This window comes from Streptomyces sp. NPDC003635, assembly GCF_053587635.1.
In genome coordinates, this window is record NZ_JBSFOK010000036.1 from 74,981 (window position 1) to 96,186 (window position 21,206).

21 protein-coding genes and 1 pseudogene are annotated in these 21,206 nt (G+C 73.1%); 17 read left to right on the plus strand and 5 right to left on the minus strand.

Annotated elements, in window-relative coordinates; genetic code table 11:
* The first annotated feature begins 32 nt into the window (after nt 1–32).
* Entirely contained in the window at nt 33–950 is a 918-nt protein-coding gene (gene mmuM / locus ACWDRW_RS28545) for a homocysteine S-methyltransferase (RefSeq protein WP_451727477.1), read from the plus strand.
* A gap of 119 nt (nt 951–1,069) precedes the next feature.
* Here mmuM and ACWDRW_RS28550 read toward each other — a convergent pair whose 3' ends face one another.
* Nucleotides 1,070–2,650: a carboxylesterase/lipase family protein gene (locus ACWDRW_RS28550; RefSeq protein WP_451727479.1), complete on the minus strand. Its 1,581-nt coding sequence runs from the start codon at nt 2,648–2,650 to the stop codon at nt 1,070–1,072.
* Nucleotides 2,651–2,900: 250 nt separating this feature from the next.
* Between ACWDRW_RS28550 and ACWDRW_RS28555 the strand changes: the two genes are divergently transcribed.
* Both ACWDRW_RS28555 and ACWDRW_RS28560 read left to right on the plus strand, forming a co-directional pair.
* Entirely contained in the window at nt 2,901–3,920 is a 1,020-nt protein-coding gene (locus ACWDRW_RS28555) for a hydroxyacid dehydrogenase (protein WP_451727482.1), read from the plus strand.
* Between the two features lie 132 nt (nt 3,921–4,052).
* Nucleotides 4,053–5,117, plus strand: coding sequence for a LacI family DNA-binding transcriptional regulator (locus ACWDRW_RS28560; RefSeq protein ID WP_451727484.1), 1,065 nt, complete (start codon nt 4,053–4,055; stop codon nt 5,115–5,117).
* Here ACWDRW_RS28560 and ACWDRW_RS28565 read toward each other — a convergent pair.
* Nucleotides 5,094–5,762, minus strand: a complete 669-nt coding sequence (locus ACWDRW_RS28565; protein WP_451727487.1) for a ThuA domain-containing protein — start codon at nt 5,760–5,762, stop codon at nt 5,094–5,096. The two genes, ACWDRW_RS28560 and ACWDRW_RS28565, sit on opposite strands and share 24 nt — an antisense overlap.
* Before the next feature lie 479 nt (nt 5,763–6,241).
* Here ACWDRW_RS28565 and ACWDRW_RS28570 point away from each other — a divergent pair, with 479 nt between their 5' ends.
* The 3 genes from ACWDRW_RS28570 to ACWDRW_RS28580 all read left to right on the plus strand — a co-directional run bounded on the left by ACWDRW_RS28570 (nt 6,242) and on the right by ACWDRW_RS28580 (nt 8,430).
* Nucleotides 6,242–7,258: a DUF5954 family protein gene (locus ACWDRW_RS28570; RefSeq protein ID WP_451727490.1), complete on the plus strand. Its 1,017-nt coding sequence runs from the start codon at nt 6,242–6,244 to the stop codon at nt 7,256–7,258.
* 55 nt (nt 7,259–7,313) lie between these two features.
* Entirely contained in the window at nt 7,314–7,946 is a 633-nt protein-coding gene (locus ACWDRW_RS28575; protein WP_451727493.1) for a VOC family protein, read from the plus strand.
* Nucleotides 7,947–8,010: 64 nt separating this feature from the next.
* Nucleotides 8,011–8,430 (plus strand): VOC family protein, encoded by a 420-nt coding sequence (locus ACWDRW_RS28580; RefSeq protein ID WP_451727495.1) that lies wholly within the window; start codon nt 8,011–8,013, stop codon nt 8,428–8,430.
* Here the strand turns inward: ACWDRW_RS28580 and ACWDRW_RS28585 are convergent.
* Complete coding sequence (locus ACWDRW_RS28585) at nt 8,427–9,098, minus strand: DUF6597 domain-containing transcriptional factor (RefSeq protein WP_451727497.1); 672 nt, start codon at nt 9,096–9,098, stop codon at nt 8,427–8,429. The two genes, ACWDRW_RS28580 and ACWDRW_RS28585, sit on opposite strands and share 4 nt — an antisense overlap.
* A gap of 71 nt (nt 9,099–9,169) precedes the next feature.
* Nucleotides 9,170–10,108 (minus strand): AraC family transcriptional regulator, encoded by a 939-nt coding sequence (locus ACWDRW_RS28590; RefSeq protein WP_451727499.1) that lies wholly within the window; start codon nt 10,106–10,108, stop codon nt 9,170–9,172.
* An 80-nt stretch (nt 10,109–10,188) separates the two neighbouring features.
* Between ACWDRW_RS28590 and ACWDRW_RS28595 the strand changes: the two genes are divergently transcribed.
* A complete protein-coding gene (locus ACWDRW_RS28595; RefSeq protein WP_451727502.1) occupies nt 10,189–11,025 on the plus strand; it encodes an NmrA family transcriptional regulator in 837 nt (278 codons plus the stop codon).
* 251 nt (nt 11,026–11,276) lie between these two features.
* Here ACWDRW_RS28595 and ACWDRW_RS28600 read toward each other — a convergent pair whose 3' ends face one another.
* Nucleotides 11,277–12,419 (minus strand): YihY/virulence factor BrkB family protein, encoded by a 1,143-nt coding sequence (locus ACWDRW_RS28600; protein ID WP_451727505.1) that lies wholly within the window; start codon nt 12,417–12,419, stop codon nt 11,277–11,279.
* Between the two features lie 99 nt (nt 12,420–12,518).
* Here ACWDRW_RS28600 and ACWDRW_RS28605 point away from each other — a divergent pair, with 99 nt between their 5' ends.
* The 10 genes and pseudogenes from ACWDRW_RS28605 to ACWDRW_RS28650 all read left to right on the plus strand — a co-directional run.
* Nucleotides 12,519–14,153, plus strand: a complete 1,635-nt coding sequence (locus ACWDRW_RS28605; protein ID WP_451727507.1) for an acyl-CoA dehydrogenase family protein — start codon at nt 12,519–12,521, stop codon at nt 14,151–14,153.
* A 251-nt stretch (nt 14,154–14,404) separates the two neighbouring features.
* The gene (locus ACWDRW_RS28610) at nt 14,405–15,682 is read left to right on the plus strand and encodes a GAF domain-containing protein (RefSeq protein ID WP_451727510.1); all 1,278 of its coding nucleotides are present in this window, start codon (nt 14,405–14,407) and stop codon (nt 15,680–15,682) included.
* Between the two features lie 150 nt (nt 15,683–15,832).
* On the plus strand, nt 15,833–16,969 hold the full coding sequence (locus ACWDRW_RS28615; protein ID WP_451727513.1) for a hypothetical protein: 1,137 nt from the start codon (nt 15,833–15,835) through the stop codon (nt 16,967–16,969).
* 17 nt (nt 16,970–16,986) lie between these two features.
* On the plus strand, nt 16,987–17,559 hold the full coding sequence (locus ACWDRW_RS28620) for a GNAT family N-acetyltransferase (protein WP_451727516.1): 573 nt from the start codon (nt 16,987–16,989) through the stop codon (nt 17,557–17,559).
* Between the two features lie 125 nt (nt 17,560–17,684).
* Nucleotides 17,685–17,768 (plus strand): putative leader peptide, encoded by an 84-nt coding sequence (locus ACWDRW_RS28625; RefSeq protein WP_310887545.1) that lies wholly within the window; start codon nt 17,685–17,687, stop codon nt 17,766–17,768.
* A 128-nt stretch (nt 17,769–17,896) separates the two neighbouring features.
* A complete protein-coding gene (locus ACWDRW_RS28630) occupies nt 17,897–19,594 on the plus strand; it encodes a nitrite/sulfite reductase (protein ID WP_451727519.1) in 1,698 nt (565 codons plus the stop codon).
* The gene (locus tag ACWDRW_RS28635) at nt 19,591–19,770 is read left to right on the plus strand and encodes a hypothetical protein (RefSeq protein WP_451727521.1); all 180 of its coding nucleotides are present in this window, start codon (nt 19,591–19,593) and stop codon (nt 19,768–19,770) included. The genes ACWDRW_RS28630 and ACWDRW_RS28635 overlap by 4 nt, the downstream gene beginning before the upstream one ends.
* Nucleotides 19,767–20,477 carry a phosphoadenylyl-sulfate reductase gene (locus ACWDRW_RS28640; RefSeq protein WP_451727524.1) on the plus strand — a complete coding sequence of 237 codons (711 nt, stop codon included), beginning with the start codon at nt 19,767–19,769 and terminating at the stop codon, nt 20,475–20,477. The genes ACWDRW_RS28635 and ACWDRW_RS28640 overlap by 4 nt, the downstream gene beginning before the upstream one ends.
* Nucleotides 20,474–21,061: an adenylyl-sulfate kinase gene (gene cysC, locus ACWDRW_RS28645; protein ID WP_451727527.1), complete on the plus strand. Its 588-nt coding sequence runs from the start codon at nt 20,474–20,476 to the stop codon at nt 21,059–21,061. The genes ACWDRW_RS28640 and cysC overlap by 4 nt, the downstream gene beginning before the upstream one ends.
* Nucleotides 21,058–21,206: pseudogene (locus ACWDRW_RS28650) on the plus strand (sulfate adenylyltransferase subunit CysD); the annotation flags it as partial. The gene cysC and the pseudogene ACWDRW_RS28650, both read left to right, overlap by 4 nt.

The following is a 21,206-nucleotide window of genomic DNA, read 5'->3' on the forward strand; positions in this document are numbered from 1 at the left end:
CCGCTGACCAGGTGCTGGACTAACGTCATGACATGACCAGCGACCCCTCCCTCGCCCAAGCCCTCGCCGCCGGCCCCGTCGTCCTGGACGGCGGGATGTCCAACCAGCTGGAGTCCGCCGGGCACGACCTGAGCGACGAGCTGTGGTCGGCACGGCTGCTCGCGGAGCGGCCGGAGGCGATCACCGAGGCGCACCTCGCGTACTTCGAGGCCGGCGCGGACGTGGCGATCACCTCCAGCTACCAGGCCACCTTCGAGGGGTTCGCGCAGCGCGGGATCTCCCGGGAGCGGGCGGCCGAGCTGCTCGCGCTGAGCGTGGAGCTGGCCCGCGAGGCGGTACGGCGGGCCGGGGCGAAGGGCGTGACGCGGCCGCTGTGGGTGGCCGCCTCGGTCGGCCCGTACGGCGCGATGCTGGCCGACGGCTCCGAGTACCGGGGCCGGTACGGCCTCTCCGTGGCCGAGCTGGAGCGCTTCCACCGCCCGCGCCTGGAGGTGCTGGCCGAGACCGGGCCCGACGTCCTCGCCCTGGAGACCGTGCCGGACGCCGACGAGGCGCGGGCGCTGCTGCGGGCGGTGCGCGGACTCGGGGTCCCGGCGTGGCTGTCGTACTCCGTGGCCGGCGACCGCACCCGCGCGGGCCAGCCGCTGGAGGAGGCCTTCGCGCTCGCCGCCGACGCGGACGAGGTGATCGCGGTCGGCGTGAACTGCTGCGCCCCCGAGGACGTGGACACGGCGATCGCGACAGCGGCGCGCGTCACCGGCAAGCCGGTCGTCGTCTACCCCAACAGCGGCGAGTCCTGGAACGCCGCCTCCCGCACCTGGCACGGCCACTCCACCTTCACCCCGGCCCAAGTCCGCGCCTGGCGGGACCACGGCGCCCGCCTCATCGGCGGATGCTGCCGAGTGGGTCCGCAGGCGATCTCGGGGATCTCGACGGCGGTACGGGGGTAGGGGCGGGACCATCGAGCGCGGCACACGGCCGGGCGGGCCCTTCGGCGAGCTCGCGCTGCCCGTGGACGCCGAGCCGGGTGCGGCGGGAGGGCGGCCCCGGCTGGGCGGGGTGAGCGTGGTCAGTGGCGTCGCACGGCGCCGGGGAGCCGGAGCCGTCGTACGACTGAGTGCAGTTCCGTGCCACGCATGGGCGAACCGTCGGCCGGGTCCGATGCGGGTGGGGGTTCCTCGGGAGTGACGTCGGCGGCCCACAGGGCCAGCTCGCGGTCCCGGGGGCCGTACGCGGTGTGCGGCTCGCCCTCGCCGAAGACCCGCACGGGGTGGGTGTCGTCCCAGTGCCGCCAGCCGGGGTCGCCGGTCTCGGCGAACCGCACCCAGGTCCGGTGCATCACCTCGGACAGTTCGGGCGGGGCGCCCTCACCGGCGAGTTTCGCGGACTCGGGGGTGTCGCCGGTGCCGAAGACGAAGCCCAGTTCGAGGGCGTGGCAGGAGCCGAGCCCCGGCCGGTTGGACGGCCAGGCGAACTCGTACACGTACGAGCTGTCCGGGCGGGCGTCGGCCAGCCGGTGCAGCGGGATCCGCAACAGATGGTCGGTGACCATCTGGCCGACGATCTCGGCGGTACCGGCCTCGGGGTGCAGGGTGCGATAGCCGCGCGGCACCTCGTGGCCGCACCGGCAGCGGGCCATGGCGCCGGCCAGCGCGACCGGTCCGAGCCGGTCGACGCGCTCCAGCAGCCCGCCGGGCACCAGCCACAGCCGGTACTCGTCCCGGGTCCAGCCCGTCATCAGCTGAACGCCCCGCGCCACCGTGCCGTCGACAAGGGCCTCCTGGGGGTCTCGCGGTACGAGGTCGCCGTCGACGACGATCCCGAAGGCGGGCCCGCCGAGCACCGGGCTGCTGAGCCTGCCCGCCTCCCCCTGGACGCGCAGCAGCAGCTCCCGGTCGACCTCGGCGAAGGCGGCGGCCGTGGCGGGGATCTTCAGCCGGGTGGCCATACGGCGCACCATCCGCCGTACCTTGTCCCGCTCGGCGGCCTCGGGCGACCCGCTCTGCAGAATCGCGCGCCTCACCAGGCCCTGCGCCTGCGGGGCGGCCAGGAGCGCGCCCGTGCTCATGGCCCCGGCGGACTGTCCGGCCAGGGTGATCCGCTCGGGGTCGCCGCCGAAGGCCCCGATCGAGGCGTGCACCCACTCCAGGGCGGCGAGCTGGTCGCGCAGTCCGGGGTTGGCGGGGGCGTCGGGGAACAGCCCGTACCCCTCGACGCCGAGCCGGTAGTTGACCGAGACCAGCACGACCCCGTCCCGTGCGAAGTGCCGCCCGTCGTACACGGGCACCCCGGAGGACCCGCGGGTCAGGGCGCCCCCGTGCAGCCACACCAGGACGGGCAGCCGCGCCCCGGGACCGGGCTCGGGCGTCCAGACGTTCAGGTTGAGACAGTCCTCGCCCGCCACCACCGGGTCGGACAGATACTGCGCGAAGGCTTCGGAGTACGGCGGTTTCGGCGCCGTGGACCCGAAGGCGCCGGCGTCCCGCTCACCGTCCCAGGGCTCCGGCGGCAGCGGCGGCCGGAACCGGCGAGGGCCGAAGGGAGGTGCCGCGTACGGGATGCCCCGGAACACCGCGACACCGTGCTCGTACCGGCCACGTACAGCCCCGTAAGGGGTGCTGACCACGGGGTTCGTCCGGTTCGCCGCCATGCGCCCACCAGCCCTTCGCCATGCTCCTGCACCGTTCACATCAGAGCACCACAGCGCCCGAATGTATTCCTGTGCGGGTGCGGGGACGCGGCCACTTGGCGTACGTCAGCGGGGCGGCCGCGGCGGGTGGTGCCACGACCGGTTCACCCCCGCGGTCCGCGACCGGTTACCTCATTGACCATGGTTTCTCGGCCGACCTACGGTAGAAGGCGCTTTCTGCACCTGTTTCCATCAGCCGATCGGGAGAGCCATGCCCAGCCGCTCCGAGCAGCCACCGAGGGCCGTGTTCGCGATGGACCCGATCCATGTCCCCCGGCTCTTCCCGCCGTCGCTGATGGCCAGGCTGCGGGAGGCATGCGCCATCGAACCGACCCTGGTGGCGACGGACTTCACCAGCCCCGCCACCGCGGCGGCACTCGCCGGGACCGAGATCCTGATCACCGGCTGGGGCTGCCCGAGGCTGGACGCCACGCTGCTGGGCGCGGCCCCCGGGCTCCGCGCCGTGCTCCACGCGGCAGGCTCGGTCCGCAGCCTCGTCGGCGACGAGGTATGGCAGAGGAAGATCACGGTGTCCAGCGCGGTGGTGGCGAACGCCGTGCCCGTGGCCGAGTACACCCTCGCGATGATCCTCCTGGCGGGAAAGGACGCCTTCGCCCACCGTGACCGCTACCGCTCCACCCACACGCCCCCCACACACGCGGAGACGTCGGACACGGGCAACATGGGCCGGCGCGTGGGCGTGATCGGGGCCTCCCGGGTGGGCAGACGCCTGCTGGACCTGCTGACCCCCTTCGACTTCACGACGCACCTCCACGACCCGTACGTCGGCCGGGCGGAAGCCGCCGGACTCGGAGCCGAACTCCTCCCCCTGGAAGACCTCCTGCGCCGCAGCGACATCGTCACGCTGCACGCCCCCGACCTCCCCGAGACCTACCGCATGCTGGACGCTCCCCGCCTGGCGCTCATGCGGGACGGAGCGGTCCTGATCAACACGTCCAGAGGAGCCCTGATCGACCCGGACGCCCTCACGGACGAACTCGTCTCCGGCCGCCTGAGCGCGATCCTGGACGTGACGGAGCCCGAACCACTCCCGCCCGGCTCTCCCCTCTACGAGCTGCCCAACGTCCTCCTCACCCCGCACATCGCCGGGTCCCTGGGCAACGAACTGCAGCGCCTCGGCCGAACGGTCGTGGAGGAACTGGAACGCCTCACCGCGGGCCTCCCCCCGGCCCACGAGGTACGCCGGACGGACCTGAACCGGGTGGCGTGACGGACAGCTCGGCCCGACTCCCCCGCGAGCACCCGCCCCTTCCCGCCGCCCTGCCGCGAACCTAGGGTAGGAAGCGCTTACCGTCCCGGAGACTTTCGATGGCCCTCGGGCGGGCCGGAGAGGTGGTTCCCGATGGTCCGTACGGGGAGTGCGAACGTGGCGACCGGGCCGACCCTGGCGGTGGTCGCCCGCGAGGCGGGGGTGTCCGTGCCCACCGCCTCCAAGGTAGTCAACGGCCGCGAGGACGTCGCCCCCGAGACTCGGCGGCGGGTCAGCGAGGCGCTGGACCGGCTCGGCTATGTCCGCCGGCCCCGTTTCGACGCGGTCCGGGCGCCGGGTCTGATCGATCTCGTGGTGCACTCGCTGGACACGTCCTCGTCCGGCGCGGTCCTGCACGGGGCTGAGGCGGCGGCGCACGACGAGGGCCTGGAGGTGATCGTCTCGACCGGGCTGCCCCGGGGCGTGGGCGGCCGTCCGGGGCGCGACTGGCTGGACAGGATCACCGCGCGCGGGTCCTCGGGGGTGCTGTTGAACCTGTCCGACCTGACCTCCGCCCAGTACAGCCGGCTGGAGCAGCGCCGCATCCCGTTCGTGCTGATCGACCCGGTGCTCGAACCGCCGCCGGGGGTGGTGTCGGTGGGCGCGGCGAACTGGCGGGGCGGGGTCGTCGCGACCGAGCATCTGCTGGCGCTCGGGCATGAGCGGATCGCCGTCGTGGCCGGTCATCAGCACACCGTGGCGGGCGACGCCAGGGTGGCCGGCTACCGCTCGGCGCTGGTCGCGGCGGGCGTGCGGCACCGGCCGGAGTACGTCCGGCACGCGGGCTCGGACGACGGTCTCGCCCGGCGCCGCACGCTGGAGCTGCTGGACCTTCCGGAGCCCCCGACGGCCGTCTTCGTCTGCTCGGACCGGCTGGCCCGGGGAGTCTACGAGGCCCTGGCGGAAAGGGAGTTGAGCATCCCGCACGACGTGAGCGTGGTCGGCTTCGACGATGTTCCGGAGTCCCGCTGGATCACTCCGGCACTCACCACGGTCCGCCAGCCGCTGTCGGAGATGGCGGCGACGGCCCTGCGGCTGCTGGTGCGCATGATGGACGGGGACCGTCCGGAGAGCACCCGTACGGAACTGTCGACGCGGCTGGTGGAGCGGGCGAGCACGGCGGCGCCGCGGCTGTCATGTCCCGTGGGTCCGGTGTAGGGCGCCGCTCGCCGCCCACTGGATCCCGCCCCGCAGATGCGCGCGGAAGGCGGGGTCGTCGTAGGCCTCCGCCGTATGGCCGAAGGCCGTGTAGAAGACCCGCCCCGCGCCCTGTTCACGGCACCAGGCGAGCGGATGGTCGGCGCCCATGCCGCCGCCCTCGTACGACGACTCGTCGGCGGAGAGCAACACCCGAACCGCGTCACGGGGGTTGGTGTCGAAGTCGTACCACTCGTCCGTGAAGTCCCAGGTGGACGGCAGATGGCGGGTGGCCGGGTGGTCGTGGTCCTCGACCAGGGCCCGGCCCGGCTGGAGGGCGGGGTGCCGGGTGAAGCGGGCGCCCAACAGCCGTCCGTAGTACGGCCATGAGTACTCGGTGCAGGCCGCCGCGTGCACGCCGACGAAACCGCCGCCCGCCTCCACGTACCCGGCCAGCCGCTCCCGGCCGGCCGGGGTCAGCACCTCACCGCTGGTGGAGAGGAAGACGACGGCGGCGTACGGCTCCAGGGGCCCGGCGAGGACGGCCGGGTCCTCACTGTGGTCGACCGCGAAGTCCCCGAGCGAACGCAGAGAGGCCACGGCGGCCGGGATGGAGTCGTGCCGGTAGTCGGTGGTCCGGGTGTAGACGAGCAGACGCGGTCCCATACCCGGCGAGCCTAGGCCCGGTGCGCCAGGGTGCCGCCGGGCGGCCCGGGAATTCCGGGACGGGTCACGCGCGGCCGGGACTGCCGGACAGGTCCCGGGGGGCCGGGAAATGGCAGGTCCCGGCGGCGGGCCCCGCCGGACAGGGGTCGGGTGGCCAGGATTTACGGGAAGGGCCCTGGGGGCCGGGCACCGCCGGACAGGACATGCCGCCGCGGGTGCAGCCCGCGGGCGATGGAACCTCCGCACCGCCTGCCGCGGCTGCGCCCCCGCCGAACCACCGAACAGACCCCGCGCGACCGGGAACTGCAGAACCGTCCTCGCGCCACCGGGACTGCCCGACAGGCCCCGCGCGGCCCGGAACAACCAACCGGTCGCGGGCGGACGGGAGATGGCGGCAGGCCCCGGGGGCCTGGCTCAACCGGCGTGGTGGTTGTGTCGCGGTCGCTTCCGCTCCTTCCGTCGGCACCGACAATGCGTGCATGACCGATGACTGGCGGCGACGGATAGACGCGCTGCAGGAGGAGTTGATGCGCCGTGACGACCCGGGGGCGTGGGTGCGGGAGGCCGACGCGGTGGACGCATCGCTGCGGTTCCCCCATCTCGTCCTGCGCGGCCCGGTGTTCGGGGTCGCCGCGCTGGACCCCGCCCAGGGACCGCTGTGGCGGCTGCTGCAGCCGGTCGTGGACCCGATGCCGCAGGTGGCCCGGGACGGGCTCAACTCGCATCTGTGGTTCGCCGCGAAGGACGGCACCGACGATCCCGCTGTCCGGCGGGAACTGCTGGCCGCGGTCGCGCTGCTGAACGAGGAGCCGGTGAACGAGGTGGCGGTGTGCGGGGTCCGCTACCGGGTGGTGCGCGCCGACGAGTTCGCGCGCGGGGACGGCGAGCGCCTGGAGCCGCCCCGGCCCACGGATCCGGAACCGGCCGACCCGTCCTGGGAGCGGCCCCGCGAGCACCGGCCGGTGGCGGACGCCGGCTTCGCCCTCGACCCCGGGCACGACGACGGCCCGATGGCCGCGGCGATCCGGCTGGGGCTGAGGGACTTCGCGTACTGCGGCTCCCGCGTGCCCGCCGAGGTGTGCGCCGACTCCGAGAGGGCGGTCGGCTCCCATCCGGACCTGGTGCTGCTACCGACCTGCTTCGGCGTGGTCGAGCGGCGCGCCACGGGCTGGGAGCCGTCCGGCACCCTCGCGGCGCACCCGCACGAGGCCAGGCGTCAGCTCTACGACGGGATGGCCCGGGTGTGGGCCGTGCTGTACCAGTACGACGACCCGACGCGGGCCGTGTACGCCGAGGCGGCCGAGGAGTTCCGGGCGCTCGGCCGCGCGGACGAGTTCTCGGTGGCGGGCCGCCGGTTCCGGCTCTGCCGGGTCGACCGCATGCTCCGTATGGGCCCCGACGGCCCCGAGCCGCCGCGTCCGTCGGACCACGACGAGTACGGCCCCGTGCCGATCCATCCGCGGCTGGACGAGCACGGCGCGATCGCCCACGACTGACAGCCGCCGCACACCTGTTCCATCGCGGGCGGGGGTCCGCATAGCCTCGTCCCCGATGGACACGATTCCCGCACTGCTGGACCATCTGGTCCTCGCCACCCCCGATCTGGCCGCCACGGTCGCCGACTTCACCCGGCGCACCGGCGTGCGGCCCGCCCCCGGCGGCGCGCACGTGGGGCTGGGGACGCGGAACCATCTGGTGGGTCTGGGCGGCAGCGGCTATCTGGAGATCATCGGCCCGGACCCGGAGCAGTCCGCGCCCGGCGCCGCGCGCCCTTTCGGCGTCGACGGGCTGACCGGACCGCGCACGGTCACCTGGGCGATCAGCCCGCCGGACCTGGAGGCGGCCGTCGCGAAGGCCCGCGCCCACGGCTACGACCCGGGCCCCGTGCGCCCGATGAGCCGCCGCACACCCGACGGGACCCTGCTGCGGTGGCGGCTGACCGACGGCGCCGCCGCGCACCCGTCCGGTCTCGTGCCGTTCCTGATCGACTGGGGCGAGTCGGTGCATCCCACGGCGTCGGGTCTGCCGACCGTGCCGCTGCTGTCGATGTCGGCGAGCGCCCCCGACCCGGCGGAGATCCGGCCCCTGCTGGCCGTTCTGGGCACCGGCCTGGAGCTCACCGAGGGCCCGGTGGGGATCTCGTTCACGCTGGACACCCCGAACGGACCGGTGACCTTCGACTGAGGCGGGCCCGGAAGGTGTCCGTTTCCTTCAAGACCCCCTCACGCACGCCGCCTACGGTGTCGGCATGACTCCACGAATCGACGCGTTCGGGCTGGTGGTCTCCGACATGGCCGCCGCCGTCACCTTCTACCGCCGCCTCGGTTTCGACTTCCCCGAGGAGGCAGGGAACGAGCCGCACACCGAGGCCCGGCTCCCCGGCGGACTGCGGCTGATGCTGGACACCGAGGAGACGGTCCGCTCCTTCCACCCCGACTGGCAGCCCCCCTCCGGGAGCCGGCACTCCCTGGCCCTGCGGTGCGACGAACCCGCCGAGGTGGACGCGGTGTACGAGGAGCTGGTCGGCGCCGGATACCACGGCGAACTCAAGCCCTGGGACGCCTTCTGGGGCCAGCGGTACGCGGTCGTGCAGGACCCCGACGGCAACGGCGTCGATCTGTTCGCCCCGCTGGGGCCGGCCCGGCAGCACCCCGATTCGCCCCGCTAGGCCCCGTCCAGCAGTACCCCGAGCGGCACCCCCGCCAACTCCTTGACGTCCCGCGCCAGATGGGCCTGGTCGGCGTAGCCGGCCAGGGTCGCCGTGTCGGCGAACGGGACACCGGCGCGGGCGAGGCCGAGCGCTCTGCGCAGCCGCAGGACGCGGGCCAGGGTCTTGGGTCCGTAGCCGAAGGCGGCGAGCGAGCGCCGGTGCAACTGACGCGCGCCGAGGCCGAGTTCGTCGGCGACCGCGCCGACGGGCCGTCCCGCGCCGAGGGCGGCCACGAGCCGTCGCAGGACGGGTTCGGGCGGCTCGGCGCGTTCCAGTACGACGTCCTCCAGGGCGGTCAGAGTGTCGGCGGCGCTTCCGATACGGCCGCGCAACCGCCGTACCTGCGAGGCGGGCCACAGATCGGCGAGGTCGACGCGCCGGTCCCGCAGTTCGTGCGCGGGCACGCCCAGGAAGGCGGGCGCGGAGCCGGGGAAGAACCGCACCCCGACCCAGTCGCCGCCCTCGCGCTCGGTGACGTACGCGCGGGTGTCGGCGCCCGCGACGATCAACCGCCCCTCGTGCCAGAGCAGATCCATGCACCCGTCGGGCAGCACCCGCCCGCCACCGGACGCCGTATGGGCCCACACGACGGCACCGGCGAGCCGGGAGGGCCGTTCCGCGTACACGGACGTCAGCCTACGCGCCGCCCAGGGGGCGCGGGGAACCGCGCGACAGGCCGCGAACCACCCGCACCCGCCTACGCCGCGCCCCTCGCCCGATGCTCCTGCGGGCTCACCCCGTACACCCTCTTGAACGCGCTGGACAGCGCGAAGGCGCTGCCGTACCCCACCCTCCGCGCGATCGCGTCCAGCGTGTCCTCGGTCTCCCGCAGCGCGTCCGCCGCCAGGGTCAGCCGCCAGCCCGTCAGGTACGTCATGGGCGGCTCCCCGACCAGTTCCGTGAAACGGCGGGCCAACGCCGCCCGGGACACCCCCGCCTTCGCCGCCAGCGCCGCCACCGTCCAGGGGTGGGCCGGATCGTCCTGCACCAGCCGCAGCACCCGTCCCACCACCGGATCCGCCAGCGCCCGGTACCAGCCGGGCGCCTCCGCCTCGGGGCGGGAGAACCAGGCCCGCAGCGCCGCGATGACCAGCAGGTCCAGCAACCGGTCCAGGACCACCTCCTGGCCGGGTTCGTCGCGGACGATCTCCTCCATCAGATACGGCGTGAGCGGGCAGTCCCAGACGTCCGCAGGCAGCGACACCAGCGGCGGCAGCGCGTCCAGCAGCCGCCCGCTGACCTCGCCCTGCCACAGATACGTGCCGATCAGCATCACCGCCGAGCCGTCGAGGCGGTCGCCCCAGGCGCGCACACCCAGGTCCATGGAGCCGTTGAGGGGGCGCCCGTCGGGATAGGAGCACTCGGCGCCCGGCAGGATCACGGCCTGCGGCGGCGTCTCGGGTTCGTCGGCGCAGGTGTACGGGTCCAGGCCACGGGCGATGGCCAGATCGCCGGGCCGCAGCCGCACCCGCTCCCCCCGCTCCGGCATGATCCACGCCTCACCGCGGACCATGAGCATGACGGTCAGCGGGGCCCGGTCCTCGACGCGCACCGCCCAGGGCGGGTCGAAGCACGCGCGGATCATGAAGGCGCCACGCGCGCGTGGGCCCTCCAGCAGACCTGCAAGGGCGTCCATGGCGCCAGCGTAGACGCGCGCGCATGGGAATGAGCCTTTCGGCGATGGGTTGTTGGGGCGCGCGGCCGTTGACTGGGGGCATGACGACGAACACGCGGAACACGACAGTGATGGTGACCGGCGCCTCGGGCCGTACCGGCAGCCGGGTGGCTCGGTCCGTGCGGGCGGCCGGTTGTGCGGTGCGGGAGGCGACGCGGTCCAGGGGCTTCGACTGGGAGGACCCGACGAGTTGGGCGGAGACCCTGCGCGGCGCCGGGGCGGCGTACCTGATGTACCCCTCCGACATCGGCTCACCGGCGGCGGCCGAGGGGATCGCGGCGCTGGGCCGGGAGGCGGTCGGTCTCGGCGTACGACGGCTGGTGCTGCTGTCGGCCCGCGGCGAGGACCAGGCGCTGCCCGCCGAGGAGGCGCTGAAGGAGTCGGGCGCGGACTGGACGGTTCTGCGGGCCGCGTGGTTCGCCCAGAACTTCAGCGAGGGCCCGCTGGCGGACGGGCTGCGCGAGGGCGGGGAACTGGTCTTCCCGGCGGGCGAGGTCGAGGAGCCGTTCATCGACGTACACGACATCGCGGACGTGGTGGCGGCCGTGCTGACGTCCGGGGACCGGTACGTGGGCCGGACCCTCGAACTGACCGGGCCGCGGCTGCTGCCCTTCCGGCAGGCGGTCGCGGAGGTGTCGGCGGCCTCGGGAGCGGAGCTGACGTACACGCCGGTACCGGCGCGGGCGTACGGGCGGAACCTGATCGACTTCGGCATCCCGAAGGAGGAGGCGGACTTCCTGGTGGAGGTCTTCGAGACCCTCCTGGACGGCCGCAACGCCCACCTGACCGACGGGGTCGCGCAGGTGCTCGGCCGCGGTCCCCGCGACTTCACGGACTTCGCCCGGGAGGCCGCGGCGGCGGGCGCGTGGGAGGCGTGACCGCGTTCGGGGGCGCAGGCCCCGGGGCCCGGCCCCGGCACTCCGCCTCGGTGCTCCGCTTCGGTCGTCGGCAACCTCGACCGGCCCGGAGCCGACCGCCTCCTCGCCGAGCCGCTGGAGAAGGGCGAGAAGGGCCCATGGCACCTCGAAGGAGGGTCAGACGGGCGAGGGCCTGACGGGAGGAACGCGCGTGAGCCGCGTCGTACGGGTTCGTCTCGGTCGACCGCACAGCCCCACGCGGCATGCCCCGGTCAGGGGTGGTCGTCCTTGTGGGGCGGGTGCGTGCTCTTCACATGCGCCCGGATCCTGGACGTCACGTCCTCCGGGGGCAGGAAGCGGGACCAGCGCTCGGGGAACTCCGAGGGCATGTCGGGGTCGTCCGGGTCCTGGGCGGCCTCGCGCTGGGCGGCGGCCCGGGCGACGTACTCGGCGACCTGGGCCTCGCGCACGCGTTCGTTCGCGGCGCGGGCCGCGGCCGTGGCGGCGGCCGGCCAGACCCGGTCGATCGCGGCGTTGACGGCGGCGCCGACGAGCACCGCGAACGCGGACACGCCGATCCACAGCAGGACGGCGACGGCGGCCGCGAGGGAGCCGTAGATCGTGGCTCCCTCGACCGTGTTGGTGAGGTAGATCCGCAGCAGGAAGCTGCCGAGCACCCACATGCCGAGGGCGACCAGGGCGCCGGGGACGTCCTCGATCCAGGGCGAGCGGACGGGCACGGAGACGTGGTACAGCGTCGTGAGGAAGGCGACGGACAGCAGGATGACGACCGGCCAGTACAGCATCTGGACGAGGGTCTCCGACCACGGCAGCACGTTCAGCACAGCGTCCGGGCCCGCCACCATCAGCGGCAGGGCGATCGAGCCGATCACCAGGGCCACGAGGAACAGCACGAAGGCGACCAGCCGGGTCTTGACGATGCCCCGGACGCCGTCGAGGCCGTACATGACGGTGATGGTGTCGATGAAGACGTTCACCGCACGCGAGCCCGACCACAGGGCGAACAGGAAGCCGATGGAGATGACGTCGGGGCGGCCGCCCTTCATCACGTCGTCCAGGATCGGCTGGGCGATCTGCCGTACACCCTTGTCCGACAGGACCGTGCGGGAGGCCTCCAGCAGGTTGGCCTCCAGGCTGCTGATGGTGTCGGTGCCGGTCCAGTCGTCGACGTAGCCGAGCAGTCCGATCATGCTCAGCAGCAGCGGCGGCACGGACAGCAGCGTGAAGAAGGCCGCCTCGGCCGCGAGCCCCAGGATCCGGTATTCGATGCACGAGTTGACCGTGTCCTTGAGCAACAGCCATGCGGTCCTGCGCTTGGAGACGTCCCGGTAGAGGGCACGCGCCCGATGAAGACGGCCGGACGGCCTCTGGGGGGGTTCACTTGCTGGCTGCACGACATAACGGTATCCGCCGCCGGGCCTCCGTCCGTCCCGCCCCGGGGGCGGCCACGTCACGGTGGTGAGCAGGTCGATACGGAGGGGTAGGTTCACCCCATGGACGGCACTACCCACACCGTGACGAACCAGCCCCCGCCCCTGGTCGGGTACGACGTCTACACCGCGGACCGGACGCTGACGGAGGCGGTCGAACGGCACCTCGACCCCGGCCTGCTCGACGAGGCGCGCGGCGACCTGTCGGCGCTCGGGCGCTCGGCCGGGTCGGAGCAGCTCCAGGAGTGGGGGACGCTGGCCAACGAGAACCCGCCGCGGCTGCGCACGCACGACCGCTACGGCCATCGCGTCGACGAGGTCGACTTCCACCCGTCCTGGCACCGGCTGCTCGGCAAGGGCGTCGCCGCGGGGCTCACGGCGGCCTGGAGCCGCCCGGGCGGGCATGTGCGGCGGGCCGCCGGGTTCGTGGTGTGGTCCCAGGTGGAGGCCGGGAACGGCTGTCCGCTGTCGATGACGCACGCAGCCGTGCCCGCGCTGCGCACCGATCCGGACCTGGCCGCCGAGTGGGAACCGCGGCTGACCTCCATGATCTACGACCGCGGTCTGCGGCCCGCCCGGGAGAAGGCGGGGGCGCTGTTCGGGATGGCCATGACGGAGAAGCAGGGCGGCAGCGACGTACGGGCGAACACGACCGCCGCCCGGCCCCGGCCCGACGGGGAGTCCTACGAGCTCACCGGGCACAAGTGGTTCTGCTCGGCGCCGATGTCGGACGGGTTCCTGGTGCTCGCCCAGGCTCCGGGCGGCCTCACCTGCCTGCTGGTCCCCCGCGTCCTGGAGGACGGCACCCGCAACGTCTTCCGGCTGCAGCGGCTCAAGGACAAGCTGGGCAACCGGTCCAACGCCTCCGCGGAGGTCGAGTTCGACGGGACCTGGGCGCGCCGGGTCGGCGAGGAGGGGCGCGGGGTACGGACCATCATCGAGATGGTGGCGGCGACCCGTCTCGACTGTGTGCTGGGCTCGGCGGGCCTGATGCGGCAGGCCGTCGCCCAGGCGATCCACCACTGCGACCACCGTGAGGCCTTCGGCGGCCGGCTCACCGACAAGCCGCTGATGCGCAACGTCCTGGCCGACCTGGCCCTGGAGTCGGAGGCCGCGACCACGCTGGCCCTGCGCCTGGCGGCGGCCTACGACAACGGAAGCGAGCGGGAGCGGGCGCTGCTGCGGATCGCGGTGCCGGCCGCCAAGTACTGGGTCACCAAGCGCTGTACGCCGGTGACGGTGGAGGCGGCCGAGTGCCTGGGCGGCAACGGCTACGTCGAGGAGTCCGGGATGCCCCGGCTGGTGCGGGAGTCGCCGCTGAACTCGGTGTGGGAGGGGGCGGGCAACGTCCAGGCCCTGGACGTGGTGAGGGCGCTGCGCCGGGAGCCGGACGCGCTGAACGCCTACCTTCAGGAGATCGGCCTGGCGCGCGGCGCCGATCACCGCCTGGACGGCGCGATCAAGGATCTGCTGACGGAACTGGCCGATCTGGAAGCCGTGGAGAGCCGGGCGCGGCGCCTCGCGGAGCGCCTCGCCCTGGTCCTCCAGGGCGCGCTCCTCGTACGTTTCGCGCCACCGGAGGTGGCCGACGCGTTCTGCGCGTCCCGGTTGGGCGGCGACGCGGGGGCGGCGTTCGGCACCCTGCCGCCGAGCCTGGACCTGGCGTCGATCGTGACAAGGGCGAGGCCAGTGGTCTGAACGCGGGGCGCACGTGGAGGGGGTGGTGCTGCGCCGACACGGCACCACCCCCTCGCTGGCCCGTTCGAGGCCGCGAACGCCGCTCGGGACGGCGTTGCTCAAGTTTCAATCAGGCCAAGCCGGACCACCAGGGTTGCAGGGGGTTGCAACTTGCCGACCGCTGTGGACGGACTGTGCCCGTCCGCCGAGGATGGGCAGCACTATGGGACAACCGGCCCGTCTGGACCCGGCACACCCCAGGGGAGGGACTCGTGGCGCTGTCACCGATGGACGTGACGCAGCTCGCCGCAATCGACACGGCGCGCGCGGCGCGGGTACTGAACGAAGTGCGCAACGCCACCCTCTCCGGACAGCGCGGGCCCGTCGCGCCGCGCCCGGTGATCGAGCAGTCCTGGGACCGGATGCTGCGCAGCGGGGTCGACCCCGACCACGACTTCCGCTCGGGGCTGCTCTCCCGCGAGGAGGTGCAGCGGCGCCGGGAGACCTCGGCGCTGCGGCATGTGCTGCCCGTGCTGCGGGAGGGGCTGCTGTCGGTCGCGGACGTCGCGCACCACATCATGGTCGTCGCCGACGAGGACGGCCGGGTGCTGTGGCGGGAGGGCAGCGCGCCGGTGCTGCGCAAGGCCGACGGGCTCGGTTTCGAGCTCGGCGCGGACTGGCGGGAGGACGTCGTCGGCACCAACGGCGTGGGCACGCCCGCCGTCGTCCGCAGACCGGTGCAGGTCTTCGCCGCCGAGCACTTCGTGCGCACCCACGCCAGCTGGACCTGTGCCGGGGCGCCCATCACGGATCCGCGGGACGGCCGGCTGATCGGTGTGGTCGATGTCAGCGGGCCGCTGGAGACCATGCATCCGGCGACGCTGGCCTGGGTGGACGCGGTCGCCAAACTCGCCGAGGCCCGGTTGCGGGAGGTGCATCTGACCTCGCTGGAGCGGCTGCGCGCGGTCGCGGCGCCGGTGCTGTCCCGGCTGGCGGGGCGGGCGCTGGTGGTGGACCGGGACGGCTGGTGCGCGGCGGTGACCGGGATGCCGTACACGAACCGGATCACCGTGCCGAAGTCGCTTGCGGCGGGCCGTCGGTGGCTGCCCCCACTCGGGCTGTGCGCGGTGGAGCCGCTGGCGGAGGGCTGGCTGCTGCGTCCGGCGGACGAGCCGATGTCGCGCGCCGGGACCCGGATCGTGCTGGACCTTTCCCAGCCACGCCGCTGGTCGCTGACGGTGACCGGCGAGGCGGGCGCCTGGAGCCACGAACTGAGCCCTCGGCACGCGGAGTTGCTGTACCTGCTGGCCCTGGACCGGGGCGGGCGCAGTGCGGCGGGCCTGGCCGAGGCGATGTTCGGCGACGCGGGCCGTACGGTGACGGTCCGGGCGGAGATGTCGCGGGTGCGGCGGTACTTGGGCGGGTTGCTGGAACACCGGCCGTATCGTTTCTGCGAGGGCGCGGAGGTCGAGGTGCTGCTCCCCGAGGATCCCCGCGACCTGTTGCCGCACTCGACGGCCCCCGCGGTGGCCGAAAACCGTGTCCGCTGAAGTCCGCCCGGTGTCGTCTTCCGCGTATTTGCCGGGTCTTCGTCCGCGACCGCACCCCGCTGCCGTAGCATCCCTTACGGGCCACCCCACCTGCTCCTGGGTCAACGCACGGACCATCAGGCGCAGTTGGCCCGCCCTCGGGAGGACGTCATGACGAAGCATCGCGGCAGGCACCGCCGGCGCAAGCGGGGCCGCGCGCTGCGCGGAGTGCTGGCCGGGACCGCCCTCGCGCTCACCGCGGCCGCCACCATGATCAGCGCGTCGCAGGCCACGGTCGACGAGGATCCCGGGGCCCTGAAGCCGCTCACCTCCCGCACCGAGATAGACACCCTGAGCCTGCGCGAGGAGACGCTGCCCGAGCAGCCCCCGAGCCGCCCGGTCGGCGTGCGTGCCGTGCTCGCCGCCGCCGACCGCACGCTGCGCGACCCGGCGCACTGCACGTCGACCGAGCGCGCGGCGCTGCCGGTGGCGCCCGCGGCCACGCGCGCGTACTGCTGGGATGCCGCCGACACCCGCGGCCTGCGCTCCGGCCCGGTGACCACCTCCGGGGACGCGGACGACGACGGCCGCTGGGGCGAGCACCGGGTGGTGCTGTCGGCCTGGTCCGGCGACCGGGCCTCCCGGGTCGCCTTCGTCGACGCGGACGACCCCGGCCTGCTGCGCTACACCTGGGTGCGGCTCGCCGCCCCCTCGGACGACGGCCGGGACCAGCGGGCGCTGCGCGCGGCCGTGACGGGCATGGTGTGGTACCAGGACAAGCTGCTGGTCGCCGCCGGGGACGGCTTGTACGTCTACGACATGCACCGCGTCCAGCGCGCCGACGGCACCGGATTCCTCATGGCGCCCGTCGCCGTCTACCGGTCCTCGGGACAGCACCCGGTGGGCCTCTCGCTGGACCGCAGCACCTCGCCCGACAGCCTGGTGGCCAGCGGCGGTGACCGGCTGTGGCGGTACGCGTTCAGCACGGACCCCGGCCGGAGCGGGCTGCTCGCCACCGGCGCGGCGACGGAGGCGTACGTCACGAAGACGGAGGGGCTCGGCGGGGTGCTGTCGTACCGCTCCCGCTGGTATGTGACGCGGCCCGCCGACGAGGAGCACGGCTCGCTGTGGCGGCAGACCACCGGCGGCGCCGAGACCACGCGGTGCGGGTCCTACGACAGCCACCGCTGCTGGAGCCGGGCCACGGCCTCCCTGTCCTACTGGGAGGAGACCGGCGAGGTGTGGTCGCAGTCGGGGCGGACGCTGTTCTCGCTGCCACTGAGCACGATCGACAGATCGCTGGGGTAAGTGATTCTCTGGGCGGCATGCCCAACATTCCCGTGACCACCTGGTCCCTGGAGCAGACGGACCCGTCCGACCTGCTGTCGGCCGCCGCCCCCGAAGGGGACGTGCGGATCGTCCGCTCCGAGGTCCCCTCCCCCGAGTTCAGCCGCTTCCTGTACGCCTCCGTCGGCGGTGACATCCGCTGGATCGACCGGCTCGGCTGGACGTACGACCAGTGGCGGGAGCACCTCGAGCGCCCCGGCGTGGAGACCTGGGTCGCCTACGACCGGGGCACGCCCGCCGGATACGTGGAGTTGAGCCCGCAGGACGACGGGGTCGTGGAGATCGAGTACTTCGGGCTGATCCCCGCCTTCCGCGGCCGCCGCATCGGCGGCCACCTGCTGTCGTACGGCGTCGCCCGCGCCTGGGACCTCGCGGACCGCTGGCCGGGGCGGGCCCGGACGAAGCGGGTGTGGCTGCACACCTGCAGCCTGGACGGCGAGCACGCCATGGACAATTACCAGCGCCGGGGCTTCAAGCTGTTCGACACCAAGGTCGAGGAGCAGGCGCAGGTGACCACCCCGGGCCCCTGGCCGGGGGCGTACCCCGCCTGACCTGCATGAGGCCACCCTTGTCCGGCATGTGACCAAGGACACCCTTGTCTCGCTGTACGAGACAAGGGTGTCCGCATTTTGGACGAAGCTGGACTGTGTCCAGATCGCCGTGCCAGGCTTCCGTCATGCCTGGAACTGGAATTGCCTTGGTGAGTCGGCGGCACGTCGACCTCGGCCGCATGTCCAGCGCCATCTGTCCGGCGCGCTGAGAGCACGTTCAGCACCGCCCGACACATCCCCCTTTGCCTGCTTTCCCGCGCAAGGACGCGCACGTCTGCCGTGCGCGCACGCGCAGGTCAGAGCCGCTTTCCCGCCTGTCCCGAAGGACGTATCAACCATGGCCGCCACCCCGCAGAACCCCGCCGCAGCGACCCCCCGCCGCAAGGCGAGCCGTCACCGCGGCGAGGGCCAGTGGGCCGCGGGGCACTTCACCCCGCTGAACGGCAACGAGCAGTTCAAGAAGGACGACGACGGTCTCAATGTGCGGACACGCATTGAGACGATCTACTCCAAGCGCGGCTTCGACTCCATCGACCCCAACGACCTGCGCGGCCGGATGCGCTGGTGGGGCCTGTACACCCAGCGTCGCCAGGGCATCGACGGCGGCAAGACCGCGATCCTGGAGCCGGAGGAGCTGGACGACGAGTACTTCATGCTCCGCGTCCGCATCGACGGCGGCCGGCTCACCACCGAGCAGCTGCGGGTCGTCGGTGAGATCTCGCAGGAGTTCGCGCGCGGCACGGCCGACATCACCGACCGGCAGAACGTCCAGTACCACTGGATCCGGATCGAGGACGTGCCCGAGATCTGGAACCGCCTGGAGGCGGTCGGCCTGTCCACCACCGAGGCCTGCGGTGACACCCCGCGTGTGATCCTCGGCTCGCCGGTGGCCGGTATCGCGGCCGACGAGATCATCGACGGCACCCCGGCGATCGACGAGGTCCAGCGCCGGATCATCGGCAACCCGGCGTTCTCGAACCTGCCGCGCAAGTTCAAGTCCGCGATCTCCGGCTCGCCGCTGCTGGACGTGGCGCACGAGATCAACGACATCGCGTTCGTCGGGGTGAACCACCCCGAGCACGGCCCCGGCTTCGACCTGTGGGTCGGCGGCGGTCTGTCCACCAACCCCAAGATCGGCGTGCGCCTCGGGGCCTGGGTCCCGCTGGACGAGGTCCCGGACGTCTACGAGGGCGTCATCTCGATCTTCCGCGACTACGGCTACCGCCGCCTGCGCACCCGCGCCCGGCTGAAGTTCCTGGTCGCCGACTGGGGCCCGGAGAAGTTCCGCCAGGTGCTGGAGGACGAGTACCTGGGGCGCAAGCTCGTCGACGGCCCGGCCCCGGCCCAGCCCGTCGAGCGCTGGCGCGACCACGTCGGCGTGCACCGGCAGCGGGACGGCCGTTTCTACGTCGGTTTCGCCCCGCGCGTGGGCCGCGTGGACGGCGCCACCCTGACGAAGATCGCCGAGCTGGCCGAGGCGCACGGCTCCGGCCGGGTCCGCACCACCGCCGAGCAGAAGATGCTCGTGCTGGACGTCGAGCAGGAGCGGGTCGACTCGCTCGTCGAGGGCCTGGAGGCGCTGGACCTCACGGTCCACCCCTCCCCGTTCCGGCGCGGCACCATGGCCTGCACCGGCATCGAGTACTGCAAGCTCGCCATCGTGGAGACCAAGGCGCGCGGCGCCTCGCTGATCGACGAACTGGAGCGCCGGATCCCCGAGTTCGACGAGCCGATCACCATCAACATCAACGGCTGCCCCAACGCCTGCGCCCGTATCCAGGTCGCGGACATCGGTCTCAAGGGCCAGCTGGTCCTCAACGACCAGGGGGAGCAGGTCGAGGGCTTCCAGGTGCACCTGGGCGGCGCGCTCGGCCTGGAGGCCGGCTTCGGCCGCAAGGTGCGCGGTCTGAAGGTGACGTCGGAGGAACTGCCCGACTACGTCGAGCGGGTCCTCAAGCGGTTCCAGGAGGAGCGCGAGGACGGCGAGCGCTTCGCCACCTGGGCCGCGCGTGCGTCCGAGGAGGCCCTCTCATGAGCGAGCGGGCCGCCCCCTTCTACTGCCCCTACTGCGGCGACGAGGACCTGCGTCCCAGCGAGCAGGGCCATGGCGCGTGGGAATGCGCCTCGTGCAACCGGGCTTTCCAGTTGAAGTTCCTCGGGCTGCTCTCCCGGGGCCTTCGGCAGACCGACGCAGGGGGAGACGAGATATGACGACCACGAAGGAAGACCGCACCACCGAGGATCTCAAGTCGCTCGCCGAGCAGGCGGGCCGCGATCTGGAGGACGCCGACGCCCTGGAGATCCTCCAGTGGGCGGCGGACACGTTCGGCCGACGCTTCTGTGTCACCTCGTCGATGGAGGACGCGGTCGTCGCCCATCTCGCCTCCCGCGCGTTGCCCGGTGTCGACGTGGTGTTCCTCGACACCGGCTACCACTTTCCCGAGACCATCGGTACACGGGATGCGGTGGAGGCCGTGATGGACGTCAACGTCATCACCCTCACCCCGCGCCGGACGGTCGCCGAGCAGGACGCGGAGTACGGCCCGAGGCTGCACGACCGGGACCCGGACCTGTGCTGCAAGCTGCGCAAGGTCCAGCCGTTGGAGGAGGGCCTCACGGGCTATCTGGCCTGGGCGACGGGCCTGCGCCGCGACGAGTCCCCGAGCCGGGCGAACACCCCGGTCGTCGGCTGGGACGAGAAGCGGCAGAAGGTCAAGATCTCGCCCATCGCCCGGTGGAGCCAGGAGGACGTGGACGCCTACGTGGCGGAACACGGTGTCCTCACCAACCCGCTGCTGATGGACGGCTACCCCTCCGTCGGCTGCGCCCCCTGCACCCGCCGCGTCCTGGAGGGCGAGGACGCGCGCAGCGGCCGCTGGGCGGGCCGCGCCAAGACCGAGTGCGGGCTGCACCTGTGACCACGACCCCGTTTCCGGAACCCCCGCCGGAGAACAAGGAGAACCACGTGACGACCGGAGCCACCGTCTGGCTCACGGGTCTGCCGTCCGCCGGCAAGACCACCATCGCGTACGAGCTGGCCGGCCGGCTGCGCGAGGAGGGCCACCGTGTCGAGGTGCTCGACGGCGACGAGATCCGCGAGTTCATCTCCGCGGGCCTCGGCTTCACCCGCGAGGACCGGCACACCAACGTCCAGCGCATCGGCTTCCTCGCCGACCTGCTCGCCCGCAACGGCGTCAAGGCGCTGGTGCCGGTGATCGCGCCGTACGCCGACAGCCGTGAGGCGGTGCGCAAGCGCCACCAGGAGAGCGGGGCGGCGTACCTGGAGATCCACGTGGCCACTCCGGTCGAGGTGTGCTCCGTACGCGATGTGAAGGGCCTGTACGCCAAGCAGGCCGCGGGCGAGCTGTCCGGGCTGACCGGGGTCGACGACCCCTACGAGGAGCCCGAGTCGCCCGACCTGCGCATCGAGTCGCAGAACCAGACCGTGAGTGAGTCCGCGGCGGCCGTGTACGCCCTGCTCAGCGAAAGGGGCCTGGCATGACGACGACCGTCTCCTCGGTCGAGGAGGGCACGCAGACGCCGTACGCCCTCTCCCATCTGGACGCGCTGGAGTCCGAGGCCGTCCACATCTTCCGTGAGGTGGCGGGCGAGTTCGAGCGGCCGGTGATCCTGTTCTCCGGCGGCAA